General features: G+C 72.7%; 25 protein-coding genes. 15 read left to right on the top strand and 10 right to left on the bottom strand.

Going from position 1 to position 25,602, the window contains the following annotated elements; all coding sequences use genetic code 11:
* Window positions 1–10 precede the first annotated feature (10 nt).
* Genes E4P39_RS13245 through E4P39_RS13235 form a run of 3 tightly spaced genes read left to right on the top strand, consistent with a single transcriptional unit; the run spans window position 11 to window position 2,422 of the window.
* Window positions 11–865: a fumarylacetoacetate hydrolase family protein gene (locus E4P39_RS13245; RefSeq protein WP_135137045.1), complete on the top strand. Its 855-nt coding sequence runs from the start codon at window positions 11–13 to the stop codon at window positions 863–865.
* 4 nt (window positions 866–869) lie between these two features.
* Window positions 870–1,658, top strand: a complete 789-nt coding sequence (locus E4P39_RS13240; protein WP_135137044.1) for an SDR family oxidoreductase — start codon at window positions 870–872, stop codon at window positions 1,656–1,658.
* A complete protein-coding gene (locus E4P39_RS13235) occupies window positions 1,658–2,422 on the top strand; it encodes a fumarylacetoacetate hydrolase family protein (protein ID WP_135137043.1) in 765 nt (254 codons plus the stop codon). Before E4P39_RS13240 ends, E4P39_RS13235 begins: the two co-directional genes overlap by 1 nt.
* Before the next feature lie 24 nt (window positions 2,423–2,446).
* On the opposite strand, the gene E4P39_RS13230 is transcribed toward E4P39_RS13235, so the two are convergent.
* Window positions 2,447–3,214 carry an IclR family transcriptional regulator gene (locus E4P39_RS13230; RefSeq protein ID WP_209306523.1) on the bottom strand — a complete coding sequence of 256 codons (768 nt, stop codon included), beginning with the start codon at window positions 3,212–3,214 and terminating at the stop codon, window positions 2,447–2,449.
* An 11-nt stretch (window positions 3,215–3,225) separates the two neighbouring features.
* On the opposite strand from E4P39_RS13230, the gene E4P39_RS13225 reads away from it, so the two are divergent.
* Window positions 3,226–4,548 (top strand): tripartite tricarboxylate transporter permease, encoded by a 1,323-nt coding sequence (locus E4P39_RS13225; protein ID WP_280790856.1) that lies wholly within the window; start codon window positions 3,226–3,228, stop codon window positions 4,546–4,548.
* A gap of 46 nt (window positions 4,549–4,594) precedes the next feature.
* Here the strand turns inward: E4P39_RS13225 and E4P39_RS13220 are convergent, their stop codons facing one another.
* Window positions 4,595–5,287, bottom strand: a complete 693-nt coding sequence (locus E4P39_RS13220; RefSeq protein ID WP_245159806.1) for a TetR/AcrR family transcriptional regulator — start codon at window positions 5,285–5,287, stop codon at window positions 4,595–4,597.
* 118 nt (window positions 5,288–5,405) lie between these two features.
* Here E4P39_RS13220 and E4P39_RS13215 point away from each other — a divergent pair, with 118 nt between their 5' ends.
* Genes E4P39_RS13215 through E4P39_RS13175 form a run of 9 tightly spaced genes read left to right on the top strand, consistent with a single transcriptional unit; the run spans window position 5,406 to window position 15,383 of the window.
* The gene (locus tag E4P39_RS13215) at window positions 5,406–7,574 is read left to right on the top strand and encodes an acetate--CoA ligase (protein WP_135137040.1); all 2,169 of its coding nucleotides are present in this window, start codon (window positions 5,406–5,408) and stop codon (window positions 7,572–7,574) included.
* A 52-nt stretch (window positions 7,575–7,626) separates the two neighbouring features.
* Window positions 7,627–8,364 carry an enoyl-CoA hydratase-related protein gene (locus E4P39_RS13210; RefSeq protein ID WP_135137039.1) on the top strand — a complete coding sequence of 246 codons (738 nt, stop codon included), beginning with the start codon at window positions 7,627–7,629 and terminating at the stop codon, window positions 8,362–8,364.
* Window positions 8,365–8,390: 26 nt separating this feature from the next.
* Window positions 8,391–9,530, top strand: coding sequence for an acyl-CoA dehydrogenase family protein (locus tag E4P39_RS13205; RefSeq protein ID WP_135137038.1), 1,140 nt, complete (start codon window positions 8,391–8,393; stop codon window positions 9,528–9,530).
* Window positions 9,527–10,606: an acyl-CoA dehydrogenase family protein gene (locus E4P39_RS13200; protein WP_135137037.1), complete on the top strand. Its 1,080-nt coding sequence runs from the start codon at window positions 9,527–9,529 to the stop codon at window positions 10,604–10,606. The genes E4P39_RS13205 and E4P39_RS13200 overlap by 4 nt, the downstream gene beginning before the upstream one ends.
* Complete coding sequence (locus E4P39_RS13195; protein ID WP_135137036.1) at window positions 10,603–11,811, top strand: NAD(P)/FAD-dependent oxidoreductase; 1,209 nt, start codon at window positions 10,603–10,605, stop codon at window positions 11,809–11,811. Before E4P39_RS13200 ends, E4P39_RS13195 begins: the two co-directional genes overlap by 4 nt.
* Before the next feature lie 57 nt (window positions 11,812–11,868).
* Window positions 11,869–12,063 carry a hypothetical protein gene (locus E4P39_RS13190; protein ID WP_135137035.1) on the top strand — a complete coding sequence of 65 codons (195 nt, stop codon included), beginning with the start codon at window positions 11,869–11,871 and terminating at the stop codon, window positions 12,061–12,063.
* A complete protein-coding gene (locus E4P39_RS13185) occupies window positions 12,060–13,103 on the top strand; it encodes a hypothetical protein (protein WP_135137034.1) in 1,044 nt (347 codons plus the stop codon). The genes E4P39_RS13190 and E4P39_RS13185 overlap by 4 nt, the downstream gene beginning before the upstream one ends.
* Before the next feature lie 46 nt (window positions 13,104–13,149).
* The gene (locus E4P39_RS13180) at window positions 13,150–14,358 is read left to right on the top strand and encodes an MFS transporter (RefSeq protein ID WP_209306521.1); all 1,209 of its coding nucleotides are present in this window, start codon (window positions 13,150–13,152) and stop codon (window positions 14,356–14,358) included.
* Window positions 14,355–15,383: a hypothetical protein gene (locus tag E4P39_RS13175; protein WP_135137033.1), complete on the top strand. Its 1,029-nt coding sequence runs from the start codon at window positions 14,355–14,357 to the stop codon at window positions 15,381–15,383. Before E4P39_RS13180 ends, E4P39_RS13175 begins: the two co-directional genes overlap by 4 nt.
* A 48-nt stretch (window positions 15,384–15,431) precedes the next feature.
* Here E4P39_RS13175 and E4P39_RS13170 read toward each other — a convergent pair whose 3' ends face one another.
* The 3 genes from E4P39_RS13170 to E4P39_RS13160 form a co-directional block, all read right to left on the bottom strand.
* Entirely contained in the window at window positions 15,432–16,052 is a 621-nt protein-coding gene (locus tag E4P39_RS13170) for an antibiotic biosynthesis monooxygenase (protein WP_135137032.1), read from the bottom strand.
* A gap of 159 nt (window positions 16,053–16,211) precedes the next feature.
* Window positions 16,212–17,456 carry a polyhydroxyalkanoate depolymerase gene (phaZ, locus tag E4P39_RS13165; protein WP_135137031.1) on the bottom strand — a complete coding sequence of 415 codons (1,245 nt, stop codon included), beginning with the start codon at window positions 17,454–17,456 and terminating at the stop codon, window positions 16,212–16,214.
* A 232-nt stretch (window positions 17,457–17,688) separates the two neighbouring features.
* Complete coding sequence (locus tag E4P39_RS13160) at window positions 17,689–19,242, bottom strand: HNH endonuclease signature motif containing protein (protein ID WP_135137030.1); 1,554 nt, start codon at window positions 19,240–19,242, stop codon at window positions 17,689–17,691.
* Window positions 19,243–19,300: 58 nt separating this feature from the next.
* Between E4P39_RS13160 and E4P39_RS13155 the strand changes: the two genes are divergently transcribed.
* Together E4P39_RS13155 and E4P39_RS13150 are read left to right on the top strand one after the other, a co-directional pair.
* Window positions 19,301–20,041 (top strand): alanyl-tRNA editing protein, encoded by a 741-nt coding sequence (locus tag E4P39_RS13155; protein ID WP_135137029.1) that lies wholly within the window; start codon window positions 19,301–19,303, stop codon window positions 20,039–20,041.
* Window positions 20,042–20,170: 129 nt separating this feature from the next.
* Window positions 20,171–21,043, top strand: coding sequence for a GDSL-type esterase/lipase family protein (locus E4P39_RS13150; protein ID WP_167761842.1), 873 nt, complete (start codon window positions 20,171–20,173; stop codon window positions 21,041–21,043).
* A gap of 35 nt (window positions 21,044–21,078) precedes the next feature.
* On the opposite strand, the gene E4P39_RS13145 is transcribed toward E4P39_RS13150, so the two are convergent.
* The 5 genes from E4P39_RS13145 to E4P39_RS13125 form a co-directional block, all read right to left on the bottom strand.
* The gene (locus E4P39_RS13145; protein ID WP_135137027.1) at window positions 21,079–22,263 is read right to left on the bottom strand and encodes an LLM class flavin-dependent oxidoreductase; all 1,185 of its coding nucleotides are present in this window, start codon (window positions 22,261–22,263) and stop codon (window positions 21,079–21,081) included.
* 206 nt (window positions 22,264–22,469) lie between these two features.
* Entirely contained in the window at window positions 22,470–23,363 is an 894-nt protein-coding gene (locus tag E4P39_RS13140; protein ID WP_135137026.1) for a hypothetical protein, read from the bottom strand.
* Window positions 23,360–23,911: a hypothetical protein gene (locus tag E4P39_RS13135; RefSeq protein ID WP_135137025.1), complete on the bottom strand. Its 552-nt coding sequence runs from the start codon at window positions 23,909–23,911 to the stop codon at window positions 23,360–23,362. The genes E4P39_RS13140 and E4P39_RS13135 overlap by 4 nt, the downstream gene beginning before the upstream one ends.
* Before the next feature lie 116 nt (window positions 23,912–24,027).
* Window positions 24,028–24,465: a hypothetical protein gene (locus E4P39_RS13130; RefSeq protein WP_135137024.1), complete on the bottom strand. Its 438-nt coding sequence runs from the start codon at window positions 24,463–24,465 to the stop codon at window positions 24,028–24,030.
* A 52-nt stretch (window positions 24,466–24,517) separates the two neighbouring features.
* The gene (locus E4P39_RS13125) at window positions 24,518–25,552 is read right to left on the bottom strand and encodes a glutathione S-transferase C-terminal domain-containing protein (RefSeq protein WP_209306520.1); all 1,035 of its coding nucleotides are present in this window, start codon (window positions 25,550–25,552) and stop codon (window positions 24,518–24,520) included.
* Window positions 25,553–25,602 lie beyond the last annotated feature (50 nt).

Here is a 25,602-nt window from a genome sequence, read left to right as displayed (position 1 = left end):
TAGGACCTCTGTGCGACTCACGTCCCTGCGGCTGGACGGCGCCGAGCCGGCCGCCCTGGTGCGCCCGTCCGGCGCCGTGCTGCTGACCGCGGTGAACGAGGCACTCGGCACCACCTGGGCCTCCACCGTGCAGGAGCTGCTCGAGCTCGGTCAGCTGGATGACCTGCGGAGGTGGGTGGGCGGCGCTCCGTCCGGGCTGCTGGACGAGCTCGCGATCCCGCAGGACCAGCTGGTCTACGCGCCGCTCTACCGCCATCCCCGCAAGATCTGGGGTATCGGGCTCAACTACGTCGAGCACGCGTCCGACCTCTCGGAGAAGGCGCCGTCGACCGAACCGGCCAGCTTCATGAAGCCCGACACCACGATCATCGGGCCCGGCGACACGATCCGGATCCCGCCGCAGTCGCAGCGGACGACCGCCGAGGGCGAGCTCGGCGTGATCATCGGCAAGCAGTGCAAGGACGTGGACGAGGCCGACGCCGCCTCGGTGGTCGCGGGGTTCACCACCATCGTGGACATGACCGCCGAGGACATCCTCGAGAAGAATCCGCGCTACCTCACCCGCTCGAAGAGCTTCGACACGTTCTTCAGCTTCGGGCCGGAGCTGGTGACCGTCGACGAGGTGGACGACGTCGATGCGCTGGAGGTCGCGACCCTCCTGAACGGCGAGGTCCACCGGCGCAACGCCGTCTCCAACATGACCTTCCGCCCATGGTGGCTGGTGGCCTTCCACTCCCGCGTCATGACCCTGCTGCCGGGCGACATCATCTCGACCGGCACCCCCGGTGCCGCGCACATCCGGCCCGGCGACACCGCCGGCGTCTCGATCGCGGGCTTCCGCGACCTCTCGAACCCCGTGGAGTGAACTGATGGATCTGGAACTGACCGGCCGGGTCGCGCTCGTGACCGCCGCCAGCAAAGGACTGGGCCGGGCGATCGCGACCCAGCTCGCCGCCGAGGGCGCCCGCGTGATGATCTCCAGTCGTGGCGAGGAGCAGCTGGCGAAGACGGCGTCGGAGATCGCCGAGGCCACCGGCGCCCAGGTCGAGTACTGCGCGGCGGACGTGTCCGACGCGGCCGACATCACGCGCCTGCTGCAGGAGACCGAGCAGCGCCTCGGGGGTGTGGACGTGCTCGTGAACAACGCCGGCGGCCCGCGCGCCGGCGGCTTCGACGCCCTGGACGACACAGCCTGGCAGGAGGCCTTCGAGCTGAACCTGCTGTCCGGCGTCCGGCTGATCCGCGGTGCGCTGCCGCACATGCGGCAGCAGAAGTGGGGTCGGATCGTCACGATCGCCTCGTCGTCGATCAAGCAGCCGATCCCGAACCTGCTGCTGTCCAACACCTACCGGGTCGCGATCCTCGGGCTGGCCAAGAGCCTGGCGGTCGAGTTCGCCCCGGACGGCGTGCTCATCAACACCGTGGGCCCGGGGCGGATCGCCACCGAACGGACCGCCCAGCTGGACGCCACCAACGCGGAGAAGGCCGGCGTCCCGATCGAGGAGGTGCGCGCGCAGACGGAGCGGAACATCCCGCTGGGCCGCTACGGCACCACCGAGGAGTTCGCCAAGGTCCTGGCCTTCGTCGTCAGCGGCGCCAACACCTACCTCACCGGCCAGCACTTCCTGGTCGACGGCGGCATGGTCAAGGCCATCTGATGCGGATCGCCCGGTACACCCCCGCCAGTGGCGGGCCGGCCACCTACGGCGTGATCGAGGACGACGCGGTCGTCGCGCTGGACGGTTCGCCCTTCGACGGTCTGCGGCAGACGGAGGAGCGCACCCCGCTGTCGGAGGTCACCCTGTTGGCTCCGGTCGAGCCGAGCAAGGTGCTGTGCTTCGGTCGCAACTACGCCGAGCACGCGAAGGAACTCGGCAACGAGGTCCCCGAGATCCCGGTCGTGTTCAGCAAGTTCTCGACGGCGGTGGTCGGGCCCGATGCCGAGGTCCCGTACCCGGAACTGACCAGCAACCTGCACTTCGAGGGCGAGCTGGCGATCGTCATCGGCCGTCGCTGCACGCGCGTGCAGGCCGACGAGGTGGCCGACGTCGTGTTCGGCTACACGGTCGCCAACGACCTCACGATGCGCGACATGCAGCGCGCGGAGAAGCAGTGGACGCGGGCCAAGGGCTTCGACGGGTCCTGCCCGCTGGGCCCCTGGGTGGAGACCGAGATCGACCCCGGCGCGCTGTCGCTGCGGACGACGGTCAACGGGGAGGTCCGGCAGGACGGCACCACCGCCGACATGCTGCTCGACGTCGCCGCGTGCCTCGCCTGGGTCAGTCAGACCATGACGCTGCTGCCCGGTGACGTCGTGCTGACCGGGACGCCGGCCGGAGTGGGCGCCCTTCAGCGTGGCGACGAGGTCGCGGTGACGATCGAGGGCATCGGCACGCTGACCACGCGCATCGCCGCGGACTGACCCGCGGCGGCCCCCGGTCGCCGGTCAGCGTCCCCCGGCGCGCTCCACGGTGGCCTCGACGGCCGCCGGCGTGGCGCCCAGCGCTTCGGAGACCAGCCACGCGGTCTCCTTGACCCGTCGACCGAGCTCCTCGGCGCGGGCGTCGGCCATCCGGATCTCGGGCACCGAGAGGCCGAGCGCGCCGATCACCCCGCCCGTGTGGTCGAAGATCGGTGCGGCGACCGCCCGGATGCCCGGGGTCCGCTCGGACACCGAGCCGGCCCAGCCGCGCGCGCGTGTGGCGGCGAGCTGTGCCCGCAGGGCCCCGGCATCGGTGATCGTCCTCGGAGTGACGGCATCGATCGGCCGGGACAGCCACGCCTCCTGCTGCTCCGGCGGGAGCACGGACAGGATCGCCTTCCCGGGCGCGCCGTGCGGCAACGCGATGGGCACACCGATCTCGGTGTAGGTACGCCTGAGTTCCTGGTGGCTCTCGACCTGGTCGACGACGGCCCGTTCTCCGCTCGGCAGCAGTTCGTGCAGCCCGACCGTCTCGTCGACCTCGTCGCGCAACGCCGTCATCAGCGGCAGTGCGGCGTCGCGCAGCGTGGTCGGTAGCGCGCCGCTGCGGGCGAGCTGCACGAGCAGGGGCCCCAGGCCGTAGCGGCGGTCGCTGGTCTGGCGGATGAGCCGGTTCGCCTGCAGGGCGACCAGCAGCCGATGGGTGGTCGTCGTGGACAGCCCGGTCGCCCGGGCGATGTCGGTGATCCCGAGAGCCGGACGGCGGGCGTCGAAGCACCGGAGGATGGCCACCGCCCGGTCGATTGGGCGAATCGGCCACGGTGGCCAGCACCTTCGACGGCTATCCGATGGCCAAGCAGGGCCGAGCGGGACCGGCGCTCGTGATGGCCGCGGTCGCCTCGTTCGTCGCCGGGACCATCGGCGCGGTCCTGATCAGCGTCGCGGCACCGTTGATGGCGTCGGTCGCCTCGAGCTTCGGTCCGCCGGAGCTCTTCCTGGTCGTCATCCTGGGCCTGCTCACCCTCATCGTGATCGTGGGCAAGAACCGCCTGCTCGGAGCGCTGTCCGCGCTCCTGGGGTTCGGCCTGGCGACGGTCGGCATCGACATCGGCGGCGGCCAGCAGCGGTACACCTTCGGCTCGACCGAGCTCATCAACGGGATCGACTTCATCCCGGTGGCCATCGGCCTCTTCGGCGTCGGGGAGGTCCTGCACACGCTGTGGCGCGGCGGGCACCTGGAGAAGCTCGGCTACTTCAGCGTCAGCTCGCGCAGCAAGGGCTTCTGGCCGACGAAGCAGGACCGGCGCGAGTCGCGCGGCCCCATGGTCCGCGGCTCCTTCCTCGGATTCCTCGTCGGCACCACGCCCGGGGCCGGCGCCACCGTCGCCTCGCTGATGTCCTACAACCTCGAGAAGTCCATCTCCAAGACGCCCGAGAAGTTCGGCAAGGGCCACATGCCCGGACTGGTCGGCCCCGAGGCGGCCAACAACGCCGCGTCGGCCGGCGCGATGGTGCCGCTGCTGACCCTGGGCATCCCGGGCTCCGCGGCGACCGCCGTCCTCATCGGTGGGTTCCTGATGTGGGGCCTGCAGCCCGGCCCCCTGCTGATGGAGCAGAACCCCGAGTTCGCCTGGGGCCTGATCGCCAGCATGTACCTGGGCAACATCATGTTGCTGATCGTGAACATCTTCTTCATCCCGGCGTTCGCCAGCATCGCCCGGGTGCCGTTCCGGATCCTCGCGCCGATCATCCTGGTGGTCTGCATCGTCGGCACGTACACGGTGAACGGCAGCATGATCGAGGTCGGCGTCATGCTGGCCTGCGGCGTACTGGGCTTCTTCATGCGGCGTTACGGGTTCTCCCCGGCCGCCCTGATGATCGCCCTGGTGCTCGGTCCGCTGGGTGAGGAGACGTTGCGGCAGACGCTGCTCATCTCCGACGGAAGCTGGGGCATCTTCGTCGAGCGGACGACGTCCATCGTGCTCCTCGCGGTGATGGCGTTCATCGTGCTGGTCCCGGTCCTGGCGCCGATGATCCGGAACGTGGTCCGGGCCCGGCTGGCCGCCTACGGCCGGCGGCGGGCCGAGTCGAAGGCAGCCCGGGAGGACGACAAGGCCGGGGTCTGATGCCCCTGTCCCTGGTCACGACCCTCGTCGAGACCAGGGACAGGGCTCAGGGTGCGGCGGCGAGGCCGAGCGACCGTGCCCAGAGACCGGTCATCGTGGCGACCAGCCGGTCCTCATCGAAGTCGGCCCCGAGCACCAGCCAGTAGTGCACCAGGCCGTTGACCATGGCGACCAGCGCGTGTGCGCTGTACTCGGCGTCGAGGTCGGCGGCGACCAGGCCGTCGGACTGCAGTTGCTCGATGCTGTGCCGGACCCGGCCGACCATGCGCTCCCGGGCTGCCTGCCGGAGCGCGCGCACCTCCGGGTCGAAGGTGGTCACCTGCTCGAAGAGCGCCATCAGGGCGGTGTTCTGCCGGTACATCGCCACGAAGCGGCGGTTGGCCCGGTCGATGCGCAGCACGGCGTCGGACGTCGAGGAGGGGGACCTCCGCGCGCCGCCCGGCTCACCGGCGCCGCCGCCGAGGGAGGCGTACAGCTCGTCCATCGTGGCGGCGACCAGCGCGCGGAAGATCTCGGTCTTGCTCCCGAAGTAGGTGTAGAAGCTGCCGTGGGCGGCCCCGGCGGCGGCCGAGATGTCGGTGACCCGCGCGTCCAGGAAGCCGTCGCGCTCGAAGACCTCGCGGGCCGCGGCCAGCAGCCGGGTGCGCATCCGGCGGCCGCGCTCGGTCGTCGGGAGCGACGGGTCGGGGGACCCCACCGCGCCGTCCACGGGGTCGGATCCCGGGCCTGGGGTGGGCACCGCGCGCATCCCTCCCGCAGAACGCCCGGCGGACTGCCCGGGCCAGGTTGACACTGACGTCGGTGTCAACTTAGCTGCTGGGGACCCCTCCCGTCGCCCTCCCGGAAGGCGCTGCCCGATGACCGAGCCGCCGTCGGGATCCGCCCCGGAACCGCCGCAGGGGGCCCGGCCCGACGGCCTGCAGGCGCTGCTGCGGCCGCGCGGCATCGCGTTGCTCGGGATCTCGGGTCGCTCGGAGAACCTGATGGCGCGGCCGCTGCGCTACCTCGTCGAGCACGGCTACGCGGGCGGCATCTACCCGGTCAACCCGAACTACCAGGAGCTGGTCGGGCAGAAGTGCTACCCGACGCTGGCCGACGTGCCCGGCCCGGTCGACCTGGTGCTCGTGCTGGTCGCCGCGGAGCGGGTCGAGGACGCCATCCGGCAGGCGGCGGCGGTCGGGGCGAAGGCCGCCGTCGTCTACGCGTCCGGTTTCGCCGAGGTCGGCCCGGAGGGCGTGGCCCTGCAGCAGCGGCTGACCGCGGTGGCCCGCGAGACCGGGGTGCGCGTGCTCGGCCCCAACTGCCAGGGCTTCCTGTACGCACCGACCGGCGTCGTCGCGACCTTCACCGCCGCGGCCGACCGGCCCCTGGCGCACGACAGCGGGGTGGCCTACGTCGGGCAGAGCGGGGCGGTCGGCGGGTCGGTGCTCGACCTGGCCACCGACATGGGCCTCGGGCTGGCCGCGTGGGCGAGCACCGGCAACCAGGCCGACCTCGACCTGGTGCAGGTGTCCGGTGAGCTGCTGGCGGACCCGGCGGTCCGGGTGCTCATGCTCTACGTCGAGGCCGCCGACGACGGCGTCGCCTACGCCGCGCTGGCGCGCCGGGCGCGGGAGATGGGCAAGCACCTCGTGGTGCTGCGCTCGGGGCGCTCCAGCGCCGGCCGGCGCGCGGTGGCCAGCCACACCGGGTCGATGCTGGGTGACGACGTCGCGTTCGTGCTGACCTCCCAGGAGCACGGCGTCGTCCTGGTCCACGACATCGACGAGCTGCTGGCGGTCGCGGCCGTGCTGGCCACCGGCAAGCGGTCGGAGGGACGGCGGGTCGCCGTCGTCACCACCTCGGGCGGCGCGGGGAGCCTGGCGGCCGACCAGTGCGAGGACCTCGGCCTGGAGATGCCGGAACTGGCCGCGGCGACGCAGGACCGGCTCCGCCCGCTGATCCCGGCCTTCGGGGCGCTCACCAACCCGGTGGACGTGACCGCCCAGCTGTTCAACCGCGGCGCGCACGCCTTCGGCGACGTCTGCCGGATGGTCGCCGACGACCCGTCCGTCGACGTGGTGGCCGTGTTCGTCACGATGGTCGTCGGCGACGCCGGCGCCCGGCTGGCCGAGGACCTGGTGGCCACGGCCGGCAAGCTGCCCGTCCCGCTGCTGGTCGGCTGGATCGCCGGCCAGGAACTCACCACCGAGGGCCGTGCGGTCTTCCGCGAGGCCGGCATCCCCATCTTCGGCTCGGTCGGCGACGTCGCCCGGTGCGCGGCCCGCATGGCCCCACCCCGCCACCCCGGCACCGTCCCGGCGCTGCCGCCGGCGCCGGCGCCGCCGTCCGCGGAGATCCGGGAGCTGCTGCAGGCGCCGGTCGTCGACGGGTCGGCGCTGCTGCGCGCGATCGGGATAGCGCAGCCCTCCTCGACGCTGGTCACCACCCCCGAGGCGGCCCGTGAGGCCGTCGCCGCGCTGCCCGGCCCGGGCGTGCTCAAGCTGGCGGCGGGCGAGCTGGCGCACAAGAGCGACGTCGGGGGGGTGCGGGTCGGCGTCCCGGCGGAGCAGGCCGCGGCGGTCTTCCGCGAGCTGCTCGACTCCGCGAAGCGGCACCACGTGCCGGACGTCGAGGGCGTGCTGGTGCAGGAGCTGATCCCGCCCGGCACCGAGCTGATCCTCGGCGCCACCGCCGGGCGGGACGGCTTCCCGCCGGTGATCACGGTCGGGCTCGGCGGTGTGACGACCGAGCTCTACCGGGACATCGCCTCCGGGCTGGCCCCGGTCACCCCCGAGCGGGCCTGGGCGATGCTGCGCAGCCTGCGCGCGTGGCCGCTGCTGGCCGGGTTCCGCGGTGCCGAGCCGGCCGACGTCCCGGCCGCCGTCGACGCCGTGATGCGGCTGTCCCAGGCCATCGTCGCGGGCGGGGACCGGCTCACCGAACTCGAGGTCAACCCGCTCATCGTGGCAGCGCGCGGGCGCGGTGCCACCGCCGTCGACGTCCTGGTCAGCACGAGCGGGCGCGGCGTTCCGCTCGGCGAATGAGGCTGCAACGCACCCCGCCCGACCCGACCCCTAGAGAGGCAGGACATCCCCCGTGGGACAGATAACGCTCGAGAAGCAGGGCGGCGTCGCCGTCTTCACCGTCGACAACCCCGACGTGAAGAACGGGCTGACCCCGGAGATGGGGCTGCAGCTGTCGGCGCTGTGCGACGAGGTGGACGCCGATCGGGCCGTGGGCGCAGCCGTGGTCCGGGGTGCCGGGGGCATGTTCTGCTCGGGCGCCGACCGCCGCCGCTGGAACCCGGGCGCGGACCAGGCCGAGGACCAGAACTACAAGGAGCTCGGCGCGGTCTACACCGCCTTCAAGCGGGTCGGCAGCCTCTCGATGCCGACGATCGCGGCCGTCCGCGGGGCGGCCGTCGGGGCCGGGATCAACCTGGCGCTGGCCACCGACCTGCGCGTGGTGGCGGAGAACGCCCGCCTGCTGGCCGGCTTCCTCCGGATCGGCCTGCACCCCGGTGGCGGTTACTTCACCATCTCCTCGCGCACGGCGGGCCGCGAGGCCACCGCCGCGATGGGGCTGTTCAGCGAGGAGATCGACGGCGTCCGGGCGGCCGAGATCGGCCTGGCCTGGAAGGCCGTGCCGGACGACCAGGTCGAGGACCTGGCGCTGGAGCTGGCGGGGCGGGCGGCGAAGGACCCCGAGCTCGCCCGCGAGGCGGTGCGGTCCTTCCGTACCGAGGCCGGCCCGCCCGGGATCGGCTGGGACGCCGGGCTGCACTTCGAGCGGGCCACCCAGATGTGGTCCATGCGGCGGCGCGAGACGGCCTGATCCCCCCGGCGACCCAGGAGCTCCGCATGCAGTTCGGTCCCACCCCGCTCAGCCCCGCCGAGGCGGCGCTGCGTGCCGAGGTGCGCGAGTTCCTGGCCGCGGAGCTGCCCCCGGACCACCGGCCGGCGCTCGGGTTCGCCGGCCGGCACGACCCGGCGTTCTCGCGGAAGCTCGCCGCCCGCGGGTGGGTGGGGATGGCGCTCCCGCCCGAGTACGGCGGGCACGGGCGCAGCGCGGTCGAGCGGTTCGTCGTCGCGGAGGAGCTCCTGGCTGCCGGCGCCCCGGTCGGCGCGCACTTCGTCGCCGACCGGCAGACCGGCCCGGCCCTGCTGCACTACGGCACCGAGGAGCAGCGGCAGCGGTTCCTCCCGGGCATCTCGGCGGGGGAGATCTACTTCTCCCTCGGCATGAGCGAGCCCGACTCCGGCTCCGACCTCGCCTCCGTCCGCACCCGCGCGACCAGGGTCGAGGGCGGCTGGACCGTCACCGGCACCAAGGTGTGGACCAGCGAGGCGCACAACAACCACTTCTTCGCCGTCCTCTGCCGGACCTCCCCGATGGAGGAGGGGAAGAAGCACGCCGGGCTCTCCCAGCTGATCGTCGACCTGCACGCCGACGGGGTGCGGATCTCGCCGATCCCCTACATCGACGGCTCGCACCACTTCAACGAGGTCGCGCTCGAGGACGTCTTCGTGCCCGACGACATGGTGCTCGGCGAGATCGGGTCCGGCTGGCAGCAGGTGACCAGCGAGCTGGCCTACGAGCGCAGCGGCCCGGACCGGTGGCTGTCGACCTTCCCGGTGCTGCGCGAGTTCCTCCGCGAGAAGGCCGGCACGGGTGTCTCCGACGAGGAGGCGACGGTCGTCGGGCGGCTGGCCGCGCGGTTCTGGGCGATCCGCCAGCTGTCGCTGTCGGTCGCCCGGGCGCTGGACGCCGGTGCTGCGCCGGCGATCGAGGCGGCGCTGGTCAAGGAGGTCGGGACCCGGTTCGAGCAGGACCTGGTGGAGGCGCTGCGGGTCGCGGCCGAGACCGAGCTCGACCAGGGCTCGGGGTCGCTGTTCGGCGAGCTGCTCGCCGAGGCGGTGCTCACGTCGCCGAAGTACACGCTGCAGGGCGGGACGACGGAGATCCTGCGCTCGGTGGCGGCGAAGGGGCTCTCGGCATGAGCGACGACCGCGCGATGCTGACCGACGTCGCCACCGGCCTCTTCCGCGATCTGTGCACCCCCGAGGACGTCGTCGCCGCCGAGGCGACCGGGTGGAGCGAGCGGCTCTGGTCGGCGCTCGCCGAGTCCGGCTTCCCGTACGTGTCGGTGCCCGAGGAGGCCGGCGGGTCCGGGGGCGACATCGCCGACGCGTGCGCGCTGCTCACCGTGGCCGGGCGCTTCGCCGCGCCGGTGCCCCTGGCGGAGACCGGTCTGCTGGGCGGCTGGCTGCTGGCCGCGGCGGGCCTGGAGCTCCCGGAGGGCCCGCTCTCGGTGGCGGTCGGCCGGCCCGGGGACGCCGTCGAGCTCGCCGGCGGGCCGGGCGCCTGGCGGCTGACCGCGCGGGTGCAGCGGGTGCCGTGGGGCGGCCGCAGTGAGCGGGTCGCGCTGCTGGCCGACGCCGGCGGCGACCGGTACGTGGTGTCCGCGCCGGTCGCGTCGGCGGGCGTGACCGGGGGCCGCAACCTGGCCGCCGAGCCGCGGGACACCCTGGAGTGGACCGACGCCGGACTGCCCGACGACGCCGTGGGGGTCGCCCCCGCCGGCGTGACCGGCGATGCGCTGCGGCTGCGGGGTGCGCTGAGCCGGGCCGCACTGATCTCCGGGGCACTGGCGCGGGTGAGCGAGCTGACCGTCCGGTACACCGGGGAGCGGCACCAGTTCGGCCGTCCGATCGCCCGGTTCCAGGCGGTGCAGACTCACCTCGTGACGATCGCCGAGGAGGCGCAGATGGCCGGGCTGGCGACCGAGGTGGCCACGCTGAACGCCCGGCCGGAGCCGGGCTTCTTCGACGTCGCCGCGGCCAAGGCGGCGGCGAGCGAGGCGGCGACGATCGCGGCGCGCGCCTCCCATCAGGCACACGGGGCGATCGGGATGACCAAGGAGTACGAGCTCGGCCAGCTCAGCCGGCGGCTGTGGTCCTGGCGGGACGAGTTCGGCAGCGAGCGCTACTGGAGCCGCGAGCTCGGCCGCCAGCTGGCGGAGGCCGGCGCGGACGAGCTCTGGCCACGGATCTCGACGGGACTGGGCAACGCATGAGCACCGAATGGGAGATCGCCGTCGTCGGCGGGGGTGTCGCCGGGCTGACCGCGGCGCGGGTGGCGGCGGAGGCGGGCCGGCGGGTGATCGCCTACGACCGGCTGTCGCCCGGCGGTCAGCTCGTCAACCTGACCACGCTGCACGACTACCCGGAGCCGGGCGGCTCCGCGGAGCCCTGGGCGCTGATCTCCGAGCTGGTCGCCCGGGCGGAGGCGGCCGGCGTCACGATGAGCTTCGACGAGGTGACGCGCGTGCACGCCGGGGCGCCGGCGCGCCTGGAGACGTCCGGCGGCGAGGTGACGGCGGGCGCCGTGGTGATCGCGACCGGGCTGACCAACGGGCGCCTCGGGCTGCCCGGCGAGGAGGCGCTGGTCGGCCGTGGCCTGTCGACCTGCGCCGGCTGCGACGGTCCGCTCTACCGGGGCAAGGCGGTCGCGGTGGTCGGGGACGACGAGTGGACCGCGGAGGAGGCGCTCGAGCTCGCGGAGCTGGCGTCCTCGGTGACGGTGCTGGTGCCCGGGACGCCGCGCTGGTCACCCGAGCGCGACCAGCGGCTGACGGCGGCCGACCGGGTCGAGGTGCTGACCGGCGCCATGGTGACCGGGCTGCGCGCCGACGGCGTGCTGCAGGGCGTCACGGTCCGGACCGGCGACGGCGAGCGCGAGCTCCCGGTGCAGGGCGTCTTCCCGTACGTCGGGCGGAGCGGGCCGGTCGGGCTGGTCGACGGCCTACCGGCGGACGCGGAGAAGCGTCTCCTGACCGAGGACGGCGTGCGCACCGCCGTCCCCACGGTGTTCGTGGCCGGTGACGCGCGTGCCGGCGCCGCCCAGACGCTGCTGTCCGTCGTCGCCGACGGGGCAGCTGCGGGCCAGGCCGCCGTCGCGGCACTGAGACCGGCGGGTGGGGGGCCGGCGGGCGGCGGGCTGCGCATCGTCGATCCGACGTTCGGCGTGCTGCCGGACGACGCCGACGTCGAGGTGCGGGCGGGCGGGACCGCCGACTGGACCCAGGTCGCGCTGTTCACCAACTCCAAGCCCAACGCCACCGAGCTGCTGCGCGGGGTGGGGGAGCGGCTGCAGGCGCACTGGGACCTGCGGGACCTGGGCTTCGCCAGCAAGGACAACGCCTCGGCGGCGGCCGACAAGGACACCATCGACTGGCTCTCGCAGAACTACAAGATGGTCGTGGTGGCGGTCGGTGATTAGGGCTCGTGCTCGTCGTGGAGTCTCCACGACTCGGTCGAACTGGAGAAGCGTGGCGTCGTGGCACCGCTGCTGGTGACCTCGACGTTCCTGCCGCTGGTGGAGGCGCAGGCGAAGGCCCGGCGGGTGTCGCCGCGGCTGATCGTGGTGCCGCACCCGGTGGGCGGGCTGAACGAGGGGGAGCTGGCCGCGAAGATCGAGACCGCCGCGGCGGAGCTGCTGACGCTGGCCGACGAGGCGCGGGGGGCCGAGTGACCGCCGGGGGGACGACCGAGGTGCTCGAGCTGCCGGGCGTCACCGAGGAGAACTGGCACGAGGTCGCCTGGGAGCGGGGCTGGGGCGACGGGCTGCCCACGGTGCCGCCGACCCCGGCGCGGGTGTCGGCGGCGCTGGCCGCGCTCGAGGGCATCGAGCTCGAGCTGGGGCCGGTGCCGCCGTCCGGGCTGGTGCCGACGCGGGAGAGCTTCGCGGCCAACGCCGTGATGGCCGGGTGCCGGCCCGCCGACCTGCCGGTGGTGCTCGCGGCGGTGCGGGCGATGCTCGCGCCGGAGTACAACCTGCACGGCGTGCTGGCCACGACGCACCCGTGCGCGCCGCTGGTGATCGTCAACGGTCCCGTGCGCCCCGCCCTGGGGATCAACTGCGGGACGAACTGCTTCGGACAGGGGACGCGGGCCAACGCCGTCATCGGGCGGGCGGTGCAGCTGGTGACGACGCACATCGGCGGCGCGCGCCCCGGCTCGATGGACCGGTCGACGCAGGGCAACCCGGCGAAGTACTCGTGGTGCTTCGGTGAGAACGAGGAGGAGAGCCCGTTCGAGCCGTTGTCGGTGCGCCGCGGGTTCGCGCCGGGTGAGTCGGTGGTGACGGTGGCGGCCTGCGAGGGGCCGCACAACATCAACGACCACGGCAGCACGACCGGCGAGGGCCTGCTGATGACCATCGCCGGGACGATGGCGCAGACTGGGTCCAACAACCTGTACGTGAAGGGCCCGCACTTCCTGGTGCTCGGGCCGGAGCACGCGGCGACGCTGCACCGCGACGGGTGGACGGCGGACGAGCTGCGAGAGACGTTGTGGGAGCGGGCGCGCGTGCCGGTGTCGAAGGTGTCGGAGGAGAACCACCGCCAGTTCGAGGACTGGGGTGTGAAGCCCGACGGCGACTTCTTCCCGGTCAGCACCGGCCCCGACATGCTGCACGTCCTGGTCGCCGGGGGTGCGGGGAAGCACTCGGCGTGGATCCCGTCGTTCGGGGCCACGGCGGCGGTCTCGCGTCCCGTCCCCGTGCGCTCGTGACCGCCGTCGCGCGGCCGCCCGCACTCGCTGCTGACGGGGACCGCCGGTGACGGTCGCCGGCACGGTGTCGCTGCGGTCGGTCGCACCGACCGTGTTCCTGCCGTCGATGCTCTATGGGCTGGGTCAAGGGGCGATCGCGCCGGTCATCGCCCTGACGGCGCTGGATCTAGGTGCCGGTGTCGGGGGCGCCAGCGTCGTCGTCGGCGCCGTCGGCCTCGGTCACCTGCTGGCTGACATCCCGGCGGGCCAACTGACCGCGAGGATCGGCGAGCGCCGCGCCATGCTGTGGGCGACGCTGCTCGTCTCGGCCGCGCTGGTCGTGTGCGTCCTGGCTCCGGCGGTGTGGGTGCTGGGTGTGGCCGTCGGCCTGACCGGCGCGGCCACCGCGGTGTGGCAGCTGGCCAGGCAGGCCTACCTCACCGAGGCCGTCTCCCCGGACATGCGGGCCCGGGCGCTGTCCACCCTGGGCGGGGTGCAGCGGATCGGTACGTTCGCCGGCCCCTTCCTGGGTGCCGGTGCCATGGCGCTGGGCGGGACCGACGCGGCGTACGGGGTCCACATCGCCGCGGCGGCCGCCGGTGCCCTGCTGCTGCTGTTCCTGCCGGACGTCCCCGGACACGGGGCCGGGACGTCCTCGGCCAAGGTCGGGCTGGCCGACGTCGTCCGTTCGCACCGCAAGGTCCTGCTCACCGTGGGGACGGCGGCGTCGTTCGTCGGCGTGGTCCGGGCCGCGCGGCTGGCGGTCATCCCGATCTGGGGCCAGAGCATCGGGTTGGACGCCTCGACCACGGCGCTGATCTTCGGCCTCAGCAGCGCGGTCGACATGCTGCTGTTCTATCCGGCCGGCAAGGTGATGGACCGCTACGGCCGGATGTGGGTGGCCGTTCCGGCCATGCTGCTCATGGGCCTGGGGTTGATCGCCGTGCCGTTCACCTCGGGGGTCGTGACGTTCGCGCTCGCCGCGGCCCTCATGGGGCTGGGCAACGGCATGAGCAGCGGCCTCGTCATGGTCCTGGGTGCCGACGCCTCGCCCAGCGCGGGCCGGGCATCCTTCCTCGGCGTTTTCCGGTTGCTCGCCGACCTCGGCCTCGGTGCAGGTCCGCTGCTGCTCGGCGGGGTGGCGGCGGTCGCCGGGCTCGCCAGCGGGGTGTGGTTCGTGGGTGGCGTCGGGCTGCTCGGTGCGGTGGCGATGTGGCGGTGGGTGCCGCGCCCGGACCGCGCACCCGAGCCGCGGGTCGAACAGCCCGTCCCGTGACCTCGTCGGACCCGCCTCTCGTGGCGGCCGACGCCGACCCGTCGGTGGTGCTCGACGACCTGCTGGCGACCGGGCACGGGGACGGGCTGCCGGTCGTGCCGCCGACCGCTGGCCGGCTCACGGCGATGCTGGCCGGCGTCCGTGCTCCGGACGCGGTGCTCGGACTCGTGCCGCCGCTGTTCGGCGAGCTGACGGTGGGCGCCGTCGGCTGGTACGCGGTGCTGGCCGGCTGCCGGCCGGTGCAGCTGCCGGTGGTGGTGGCCGCTTGCCGGGCGGCGCTGGACGACGCGTTCAACCTGCTCGGCATCGCGACGACGACCGGTGCGCCGGCGGTGGCGGTGCTGGTGCACGGTCCGGTCGCGGCGCGGGCGGGCCTGACATCGGGTGCCGGTGGGCTGGGCACCGGCAACCGGGCCAACGCGTGCGCGGGCCGGGCCGTCTCGCTGGCGCTGGCCGGGATCGGCGGCGCGACGGCGGGCCTGACCGACATGGCGACCATCGGCTCGCCGGCGAAGTACACATGCTGCACGGCGGAGGTCCCCGGCGGGCCGCTGCCCTCGCTCGCCGTCCGGCGGGGGTTCGCGGCGGACGCGGACGCCGTGACCGTGGTGGGGGCCGGGAGCGTGGTGGAGGTGCTGCCGGCCGAGGGCTACCGCGACGTGCCGGACGTCCTGGCGCCGGCCGCGGCGGCGATGGCCGGGGTGGCCCTGGCCGCGGGCGATCCGCGCCGGGCCCGCCTGGGTGAGCAGTTCCTGCTGATGCCGCCGGAGCTGGCGGCCTACACCGCGCAGCGCGGATGGGACACCGAGCGGATCGCGGGATTCCTGTTCGAGCGGGGGAGCGCGCTGCTGAGATCGGGTGCGGCCGGTCTGGTGGCGGCCGATGCGCTCGGCGGGTTGACGGTGGCCGCCTCCGCGGCGGACGTGCACGTCGTCGTCACCGGGGGAGCGGGCGTGAAGATGCTGCTCCTGCCCGGGTGGATGGGCGGAACGCGTTCGGTCTCGGCGCCGGTACTGCCTTTGTGAGAGCTGGCCGGTCCCCGTGCTGCGACGGGGAACCGGCCGGGAACCCCCTCAGACTGTCTCGGGTACTCGCAGGTGGGCGAGGGCCAGGTCGAACTCGGCGATGTCCAAGACCTCCATGCCGAGCTGCTGGGTGAACTCGTCCCGCATCTTCGAGACCGCCTCGCGCGATCCGCTCATCGCGTCCCGGGTCATGTAGGTCGCGGCGAGGGCGCACATGCCGTTGTCCCGGTTGACCATCACGCTGACGCTGCAGAACCCGTCCAGGTCCTCGAGGCGGGGGAGCAGCGCCATGCGGACGGTGTCGACGACCCGGTCCATCTCGGCCGGATCGGCGCGGGTCCAGGTCACGCGCGTACAGGCGCCGTCCGGTGCCTCGTGCATTCGGTGCAGGATCGCGATCTCCCACTCGTTGATCTCGCGCTGCCCGTCGTACATCTCCGCCAGGCGCTCCCGCATCGGGCGGACGGCCTCCTCGGTCGCGTGCATCGCGCTCTCGTCGGCCCAGGCGGTCGTGACGATGCAGCGGCCGGATTCGCGGTCGCAGAGCATCGACAGGCCGACGCAGCCGCTCATCTGCTGAACGGCCGGCATGACTTCGTCACGCACGTACCTGACCGCGTCGTCGATCTTCTGCGGATCCCCTCGGACGGTGGTTGATCGGGCGTACATGCCACCACTCCTCTCGGTTGCCGGCGACGCCCCGCGGCATCGCCGCGCCGTCCACCGTCCTCGCCGGACGCACCGGTGGCAACGCTCCCGGGCGTGCCGGAGTGGGGCGTCCTGGCGTTCCGAAGGGGCCGCTGAGGGGCAGCCGAGGGAACCAGCAGCTCAGGCGGGCGCGGCGACCGGTTCCTCGACGCGGGAGGCCTCGATGAAGGACCGCAGGACGGGGTAGACCTCGGCCTCCCAGCGGGATCCGCTGAAGACGCCGTAGTGGCCTACACCGGACTGCAGGTGGTGGTGCTTGCGCTCCGCCGGGATCCCGGTGCACAGGTCGTGCGCCGCCAGGGTCTGCCCGGGGGAGCAGATGTCGTCGCGGGCGCCCTCGACCGTGAGCAGCGCGGTGCGCCGGATGGCACCCGGGTCGACGTGCTGGCCACGCCAGGTGAACCGGCCGGTCGCCATGTGGTGCTCCTGGAAGATGCGCCCGACCGTCTCCAGGTAGAAGTCGGCCGGGACGTCCATGACGGCGCCGTACTCGTCGTAGAAGTCGCGGATCGCCGCCGCCCCCACCTCGTTGCCGGCCACGAGCTCGCGGTAGAGCCGCGCGTGGGCGGTCAGGTGCCGCTTGGGGTTCATCGACATGAAGGCGGTCAGCTGGACGACGCCCGGGTAGACCCGCCGGCCGGCGCCGGGGTACCGCGCCGGGACGGTGGAGATGAGTCGCTTCTCGAAGAAGGAGAGCGGCTTGGTCTCGGCCGCGGTGTTGACCCGGTTGGGGTTCACGCGGGTGTCGACCGGGCCGGCCATGAGCGTGACGCTGCTCGGCTGGGCGGGGTCGTCCGCGGCGGCGAGCAGGGCGACGGCGGCCAGCACGGGGACGGCGGGCTGGCAGACGGCGACGACGTGGGTGTCCGGCCCGAGGTGGCGAAGGGCCTCCACGACGTGCTCGATGTACTCGTCGAGCCCGAACTTCCCCTGGTCGGCGGGGATGTCCCGGGCGTTGTGCCAGTCGATGACGTAGACGTCGTGGTCGGACAGCAGGGTCGTGATGGTGGGCCGGATCAGGGTCGTGAAATGCCCGGACATGGGCCCGACGACGAGCACGCGGGGCTGGCCGTGGACCGACGGCTTGGCGAAGTGCAGGAGGGTGGCGAACGGGGTCGTCGTCGCCGGGCGCTCGAACACGTCGACCGACTGGCCGTCGACGCGCACGGTCTCGATGCCGTAGGCGGGGCGGTCGTGCGTGGGCCGCGCCTTGGCGACGATCTCGCACGCGGCCCGGAGGTGCCGCACACCGGGCGTCCGGGCCAGCGGGGCGGGCAGCGCGTGCAGGGCGCGCGCGGTCAGCTCGGAGGCGGCGACGACAGGCGCGCCTGCTCGACGGTTCATTTCGTAAGCGGTGTAGAGCACGGGACCTGCCTGTCGTCGGCGCGGAGAGCTGAGCGTGACGCGCGTCACGTGGATGAAACTTAACCGCCGTTCACGAGAAACGCGCGGAGGACCCCCCTCCGTCGACGGGGAGACACCTCGCACGGCACTGTCGCCCGGGGGGCAGCAGGCGCCCCACGCGCCCCAGCCGCACCCGGGTCACCCCACGCGGGAGTCGCACGCCCTGCCCCCGGCGGCGGCGGCCGGGCACGCATCACCGGGCGGCACGGTCGGCTGGAGCCTCCTCCTCGAGCCAGGGCGGGTCGGGTTCGGGGTCCCACGTCCAGCTCGGGGGGCGGGTGACGCGGGAGACCCCGCTCGGCGTTCGGACGAGCAGTCGTCCGTCGGCGAGGAGCTCGAAGCGCCAGCCGCGGGCGAACGTCTTGATCCGGTGATGCCGCCGGCACAGGCAGCAGAGGTTCCAGCAGGCGGTGGCCCCGCCGTCGGCATGGGCGACGGCGTGGTCGATGTCGCAGCGCCCGGCGCGTCGCCGGCAGCCGGGCATGCGGCAGTGCCGGTCGCGCACCTCGGTGAATCTCTGCTGCGGAGCGGTGGGGCGATATCCATGGCTCGGTGGTGGTGGCCGCAATCCGGGGCCGTCCGCCGGCCGATCGGGGTCTCGGTCGTGGTGTCCGCCGGCCCGTGGCCTGTCACCTGGGGGCGAGGAGGTCGTGGGCCGGCGGCCCCGGCGCTTCGAGCGCCGGGCGGTGCCGAAGGCCCCGCGGCGGAGCTCGTTGCGGGTGGCAACGGCGACGAGCCGGCCGGTCACCGGATCACCGATGGCGACCCGGACGCATCCGCCCGCGGGAGCGGATCGCACACCCAGCATGTCCAGCTGCTCGAGCAGCTCCCGGCACTGCGCGGCGGTGACCACCTCGCCGGCGATCTCGGCTGGGGGCGGGCACGGGGAGTCGGCCGACAGCGCAGAGAGGGGCGCGTGGATGTCGAGCCGGGCGGTGACGGGCGGCCGGGTCGTGTCCCACGGCCGGAGGATCAGGTCCTGGGCTACCGCGGCGCGGATGACCCCGATCGGACGCTCGTCGCCGTCGGCACGGAGCAGGTCGGCGTACTGGCTGATCGCGTCGACGCACGCGGCCGCGCCCGCGACGGACAGATCGACGATGAGCTGGCTCATGCCGTCGCGGGTGGGCTGGTGACAGACGCCGGCTCGGCGGGCGGCCTCGGCTCGCCGCTTGTCCATCGCCTGGGCGTCGAGCCGCGCGAGGACCCGGCGAACCCTGGCTCGAAGCTGAGCGACGGTGAGGTGCTCGGCGTCGGGAAGCACGCGCTGCTCGATCGCGGTGGCCACCTTCGGCGTGGCCGGACCGAGCAGGTCGACCATGGCACGCATCTTGCGGACGTCGATGCGCCCGGCGTACAGCTCGCTCCAGGTGCCCCTGAGCTTGGTGGTCAGCAGGATCGACTCGATGGCCAGGAGTTCGGCCTCCCGCTCCGAGCAGCACCGGATCATCGCCAGCTCGGTCACGAACGTCTCCGACACGTCGGCGAGCACCGGCGACTGCCGCAGGCGGGAATCGAGCCCGGGACCACCGAGCTGCCTGAAATCCTTGTCGCGCTCGATGCTGCGGCGCCGGGCCAGGGCGGCGACGGAGGCGGCACGCTCGGCGACGTGGCGGGACTCGCGGGCGTCGGCGGCCCAGATGTCGGCCACGAGCTCGAGGTCGCTCAGCGGCGCGGCGACGTCGTCCGGTCGGTCGTGGATCGGGTCGCCGTCGTCCGGGATCGGAGGTGGCTGACCGTCGAACACACACCGCACGTTAGAGGCGCCCTATGACAGTTTTCGCCCTCCAGGGCACCATGCAGGCGTGACCAGCGAAACGGACCGGCACGGCCACACCCACCGCCTCGACCTCGCCGACTCCACGGTGCGCGAGTGGGACGCGACCGTGCTCGCCGCCGACCCGGAGCAGGGGATCGTGCTGGACCGGTCGGCGTTCTATCCCGGCGGCGGTGGGCAGCCGCCGGACGAGGGCGTGCTGCTGTGGGGCGGGGTGCGCACCCGCATCGCCGGTACCCGCAAGGGCGACGAGCTGTACCTGATCCCGGTCGAGGGCGACCCGGTCCCGCCTCCGGGAACGGCGGTGCGGGGAGCGCTCGACGACGAGCGCCGGACGGCCCTGATGCGGACGCACTCCGGGCTGCACGTGCTCACCGGCGTCGTCTTCCGCGACTTCGGCGCACTGGTGACCGGCGGCAACATGGAGCCGCTCACCGCGCGGATGGACTTCGACCTGGCCGAGGTGCCGGCGGACTTCAAGGAGCGCGTCGCTGCCGCCGTCAACGAGGAGATCACCGCGGACCGGCCGATCGAGGTGAAGACGCTGCCGCGGGACGAGGCCTACGCGATCCCGGACATCATCCGCACGGCGACCGACCTGCTGCCTCCGGACATCGACGTGGTGCGGATCGTCGACATCGTCGGCCTCGACACCCAGGCGGACGGCGGCACGCACGTGGCGTCGACGGCGATGGTCGGCCGGATCGAGGTCGTGAAGATGGAGAACAAGGGGCGGGGCTTCCGCCGGCTGCGCATCAGGATCGTCTAGTCGCTGTCGCCCGGGCCCGTTACCGGGAGAGAGGACGTTCCGTTCCGAGACGGCCGGTCCTAGCGTGGCGGGGTCATGACCCCGACCGCGGTCGGAGAGCCCGCCGGCCGCTCGCCCCGAGGAGCGCCCATGTCTTCTTCCCTGCGCCGGCGGGTGGGTCTTGTCGCCATGGTGGTGGTGGCGGCCGTCGGTCCGGTCGCCGTGAGCACCCCGGCGCTCGCGACGCCGGCAGGGAAGGACGACTCGGAGAGTCGGGACCGCACCTACCTGGCCCTCGGTGACTCGGTGCCGTTCGGCCTCATCGGGAACGCAGTGGAGCTCTACCCGGACCCCGACAACTTCGTGGGCTATCCCGACCTGATCGCCGACGACTGGGACCTGCGCCTGATCAACGCCAGCTGCCCGGGGGAGACCACGGCCAGCTTCATCGACGCCGACGCCCAGAGCAACGGTTGCGCGAACTCCCTCGACCCGTCCGGCCTGGGTTACCGGGATCGGTTCCCCCTGCACGAGGACTACGAAGGCGCACAGCTCGACTACGCGCTCGAGGTGCTGGACGACTCGCCCCGCGTCCGGCTCGTCACCATCCAGCTCGGCGCGAACGACCTGTTCCTCTGCCTGGGCACCGGTCAGTGCACGACGCCGGCCGAGGCGGAGGTCATGGCCGACCAGCTGGAGGAGAACCTGGACGTCATCCTGGACACACTGCGCGACGAGGGGGACTACCGCGGGCGGATCGTCGTGCTGACCTACTACGCGCTGGACTACACCAACGTGGTGGAGGTCGATGGCTTCGTCCGGCCACTGAACGAAGCCATCGCCGAAGCCGCCGACGACAACGATGCGGTCGTCGCGGACGCCTTCGAGGCGTTCGAGTCGCGTGCCCTCGAGGCCGGGGGCAGCACGATCGCCGCGGGGCTCCTGTACCCCGACGACGTCCACCCGACGGCCGAAGGCCATCGCCTGCTGGCGCGAGCCGTGGAACGGGCCGTCGGGCACTGACGAGCATCCGGAAGAGCGGGTGCCCCCCGACGGACCTAGCCCTTCTTCGCAGCGAGCTCCTGCTGGTAGCGCTCGGTCATGGTGGCGACCGCCTGCATCTGCTGGGCGGCGTAGTCCTCCCGCTTGCCCATGGCGTGCTCCTTCGCCTGGAGGCTGGCCTGGGCATGCGTGGTCTGACCGCCTTGGAAGTGCGGCATGACGTGCTGGGCGATGAGCTCGTAGGAGCGCCTGGTCGCCTGCGGGTTGGCCCACTCGTGTGCGAGCAGGAGCATGGCGCCGAAGCCGCCATGGGACTGGTCCCACAGCCGCTGGACCTGGGCCCGGGCGTCCTCGACGGTGCCGATCGCGCCGACGCCGGCGTCGTTGATGAAGTCGATCATCTCCTTGACGTCGCCGCCCTCGACCGCCATCTGGGGAAACGCGGCGGTCTTCTGGAAGTAGCGGAACCACGTCTCTATGCCGTGCTCGACGTCGCGATAGGCCTGGTCTCGGGTCTCGGCGATGTGCATGAGCCCGACCAGTCGCCAGGCCGCGCGCGAGATGGTCTGGTGGTGGGTCTGCGCCTGCTCCTCGACCACGCCCCAGTGGTGCGCCAGCGCGTCGAAGCCGTCCTTGGTGAGGGTGGCGCCGATCGACAGCAGCCCGATGCCGTGCCGGCCGGCCATCCGCGGTCCCGTCGGGGACGCCACGGCAGCCACCGCGACGTCGAAACACGGCTGGGTGTAGGGCCGCAGGTGCAGCCTGGCGTTCACCAGGTTGTGGGTCTTGGTCTGCTGTGTCACCGTCTCGCCGCGCAGGAGCCGCATGATGATGTCGAGGTTGACCTCGAGCAGTTCCCGCGTATCGGTGGGGTTGAGACCGAGCATCATCGAGTCGGTCGGCAAGGACCCCGGGCCGCAGCCCAGCATGGCCCGGCCGCGGGTGAGGTGGTCGAGGAGCACCATGCGCTCGGCCACCCAGAGCGGGTTGTGGTATGCGATCGAGGTCACTCCGGTGCCCAGCTTGATCCGCCGGGTGTGCTGGGCGGCGGCCGCGATGAAGATCTCCGGCGAGGCGATGATCTCGGTGCCGGCCGAGTGGTGCTCGCCGATCCAGGCCTCGTCGTAGTCCAGCCGGTCCAGGTGGGCGACCAGGTCGAGGTCGCGCTGCAGGGCCGTGGTCGGGTTCTCCCCGGCCGGGTGGAACGGGGCCAGGAAGATGCCGAAGCGCAGGCGGTCCACGGGTTCTCCTCAGGTCGGCGGTGCCCCGAACGTAAGCCGCGGCATACCTCGACGCGAGGGGTTCGGGAGTCGCACGGTCCGAGGCATCCGCTGGCGGTCGGCGCGTCGCAACGACGAGGTCTCAGCGCCCTACCGGGGCGCTGCGGTCGTGGGCGGGGACCGCTCGCGTTACGGGACTGGAGATCGTCGATCGCCCGGACGGTCGGTCAGTTGTACGGGTCGGTGAGAACCGGGCGGGCCTGGAGGACGTCGAACGTGACCGGCGGGCCGTCGGTGGTGGTGGTGCCCGGGACGTTCTGCGGCGCGCTGCCGTTGATGCTGAACGTCGCGCCCCAGGTCACGGTCAGGGAGGCGGTGTACGTGCCCGAGCGGTAGTCGTGCTCGACGGTCTCGTTCGGGTAGGGCCGGCCCGGGTCGGTGCTGACGACGGCCGGGCTCGCGGGGTCGCCGGTGTGCCAGGTGTACTGCGTGGCCCTCGCCTCGATGACGACAGTGAAGCCGCGCACGTCGACGGTGAACGTCTGCGTCGTCGGGGAGTCGGTGTAGAAGATGACCGGCAGTCCGGAGAGCCCGTTCCCCGGTGGCTGGTGCTGCGTCGTCAGGGTCGGCAGCGGCAGCCGCTCGAAGTAGCTGAACACCTCGCCCGGGGAGGGCGGTGGGTTGAGCGGCGTGATGTCGAAGCATCCCTCGCGGAAGTAGCTCCAGTCGCCAATCGGATCGCCTGGCCCGAAGCCGTTCGGGACTGGCTCGACGGCGGGACCCTGGCTCGGAACGATCGGACGACGGTCAACGACGAAGTAGCCCATCACACGGTCGGGCTGCTCAGGGCATTCCCGAACGTCGGTAGGGGAGCAATAGCCCCTGGTCTCGGCGGCTGCAAGACAAGGGTCGAGCAGTCGATACGCGTATTGGAAGTATTCGGGACCGCCGACGCCCACGACCTCGGAGACGCCCGCCCCCTCAAAGCCCACTGTCGCCGCGCTATCTTCGAGCTCCACTCGGCACTCGGTGTCATAACCGCAAGCGGCCGCGGGTGAGGCGACGAGCAGCGCACTCAGGAAAGTCGCCGCGATGAGGAGTCGGCGCAGGGCCCTCGTCATCCGAGCGTCATGCTCAGCACCAGCCAAGACTTGTCCGGCTCCGACCAGGCGAGCGTAATTCCGGAACCCAAATTCGGCTGCATCGGTAGCCCGTCGTCCACGGGTGCGCCGGCCGCATCCATCAACACGACGGCTTCTCGTCGGATTCCGAAGGTGATTGACACTTCATCACCGCTGAATTGGGGCTCTGTGACATCGTTGAGTGATAGTTCGCCGCCCTCGAAGTGGCGGCCGGCGGCCGCCGCTTCGTCGTAATTGTTGGCGATACGCAAGCAGTCACGACACTCCGGACCGAGGTCGCGCAGGGGCTGACCGGCCAACAGCGAACGTTGACGGTTAATCAGGTCGATCCAGTAGCGGAGAAAGGCCTCGGCGCTGGCGGCGTCCTTGGTGCGAGCTTCGTTGGGGACGGGGAAGTCGGCCGGTCCGATCGGCGGCAACGCCTCGGTGGTGGGGGCCGGGCTCGCCGAGGGCAGCGTGTCGTTGGCCTCCGTCGCCTCTGAGCAGCCGCTCAGCAACGCCGTCCCCAGGACGAGCCCGGCGACCACGCCCCGAACCTGGCCGCCCCTCCGAAGATCACGCACCGTCGGAGAGTACGCAGGTCCGAGGCGTGGCCTTACCGGAACTGTGGACATCCCGGCCCCGTTCGCCGCAACGGGTGAACTCAGCCGCGAGCCCAGATGCGGATGGGTGGGGCGACGAGCTGGGACACGCGGCCGCCTGCGGCCAGATGCAGGCTCCATGTCCCGTCCAGGCCGTCGTCGAACGCGGCGCGCAGCCCGGCGGCCCATCGCTCGTCGTCGGAACTCGCCTGGGGCCGCCCCGGGCGGCACAGCGCGAGCGCCAGGTGACCCTCGCCGCCCAGGTGGTCGGCGACCACGCCGGCGTGCACCTGCAGCAGTCCGGCCGCCAGGGCCTGGTCGGGGAGCGGCGGCAGGTCGTCGACCGGGACGATGATCGGCAGGACCAGGCCGTCGGTCCCCAGCCACATGAGCCAGAGGCTGCGCGCGCCGAAGATCGGCGGATCGAGCACCGTGGCCCACCGGTCGGTGAGCTCGGCGGCGGAGCGGATGGGGACCTCGGCAAGCGACGGCTTCGTCATGCCGCCCACCGTGGCAAATTCGGAGCGACGGCGAATCCGTCGTCCACAGGCCTCAGCGGTGCGGTATGCCACCCGGACCGTGCTCGGCCGGGACCTCCTCGTCGGGGAAGACCGGCCCGGGCGGCGTGCCGTCGCCGAACGGTGAGCCGCCGAGCGACTCCCGGCCGTGGGGCGTCAGCCAGTTCGAGGTGTCCGGGCCGCCCGGGATCACCTGCGTCGGATTGATGTCGGTGTGGACGACGTAGTAGTGCTCCTTGATCTGCGGGAAGTCGATCGTGTCGCCGAATCCCGGTGTCTGGAACAGGTCGCGCGCGTAGGCCCACAGCGCGGGGAACTCGGTCAGCTTCTGCCGGTTGCACTTGAAGTGGCCGTGGTAGACGGCGTCGAAGCGGGCCAGCGTGGTGAACAGCCGGACGTCGGCCTCGGTGATCGTCTCGCCCATCAGGTACCGCTGGTCGGCGAGGCGGTCCTCGAGCCAGTCGAGCGTGGTGAACAGCCGGCCGTACGCCTTGTCGTAGGCGTCCTGCGAGCCGGCGAACCCGCACCGGTAGACCCCGTTGTTGACCTCGGTGTAGACGCGCTGCATGACGTCGTCCATCTCGTCCCGCAGCTTCTCCGGGTACAGGTCCGGGGCGCCGTCGCGGTGGTGCGCCGTCCACTCGGTCGAGAGGTCGAGGGTGAGCTGCGCGAAGTCGTTGGTGACCACCTGGCGCGAGGGGACGTCGACCATCGCCGGCACCGTGATGCCGCGGTCGTAGTCGGGGAAGCGGGCGAGGAAGGCCTCCTGCAGCCGCTCGTACCCGAGCACCGGGTCGCGGCCGCCGGGGTCGAGGTCGAAGGTCCAGCTGCGCTCGTCGTGGGTCGGCCCGCACATGCCCATCGAGATGGCCGGCTCCAGGCCCAGAAGGCGGCGGACGATGACCGCCCGGTTCGCCCACGGGCAGGCCCGGGCGGCGACGAGGCGGTACCTGTCCGGCTCCACCGGCCAGCCGTCCGCTCCGTCCGCCGTGATCCGGTCGGGGATGTAGTTGGAGTCGCGCTTGTACTCGCGCTCGACGTAGCCGGATCCGCTGTTGTCCTCGCTCACGGCCCCAGCGTGCTCGATTGCAGGAAATCGCGCCGCGCGGGGCGACTGTG

It is taken from the genome of Blastococcus sp. CT_GayMR19 (assembly GCF_004570385.1).
Taxonomy (GTDB): domain Bacteria; phylum Actinomycetota; class Actinomycetes; order Mycobacteriales; family Geodermatophilaceae; genus Blastococcus_B.
The sequence above is the reverse complement of the archived record's forward strand: the minus strand, read 5'-3'. Positions and strand labels throughout refer to the sequence as shown.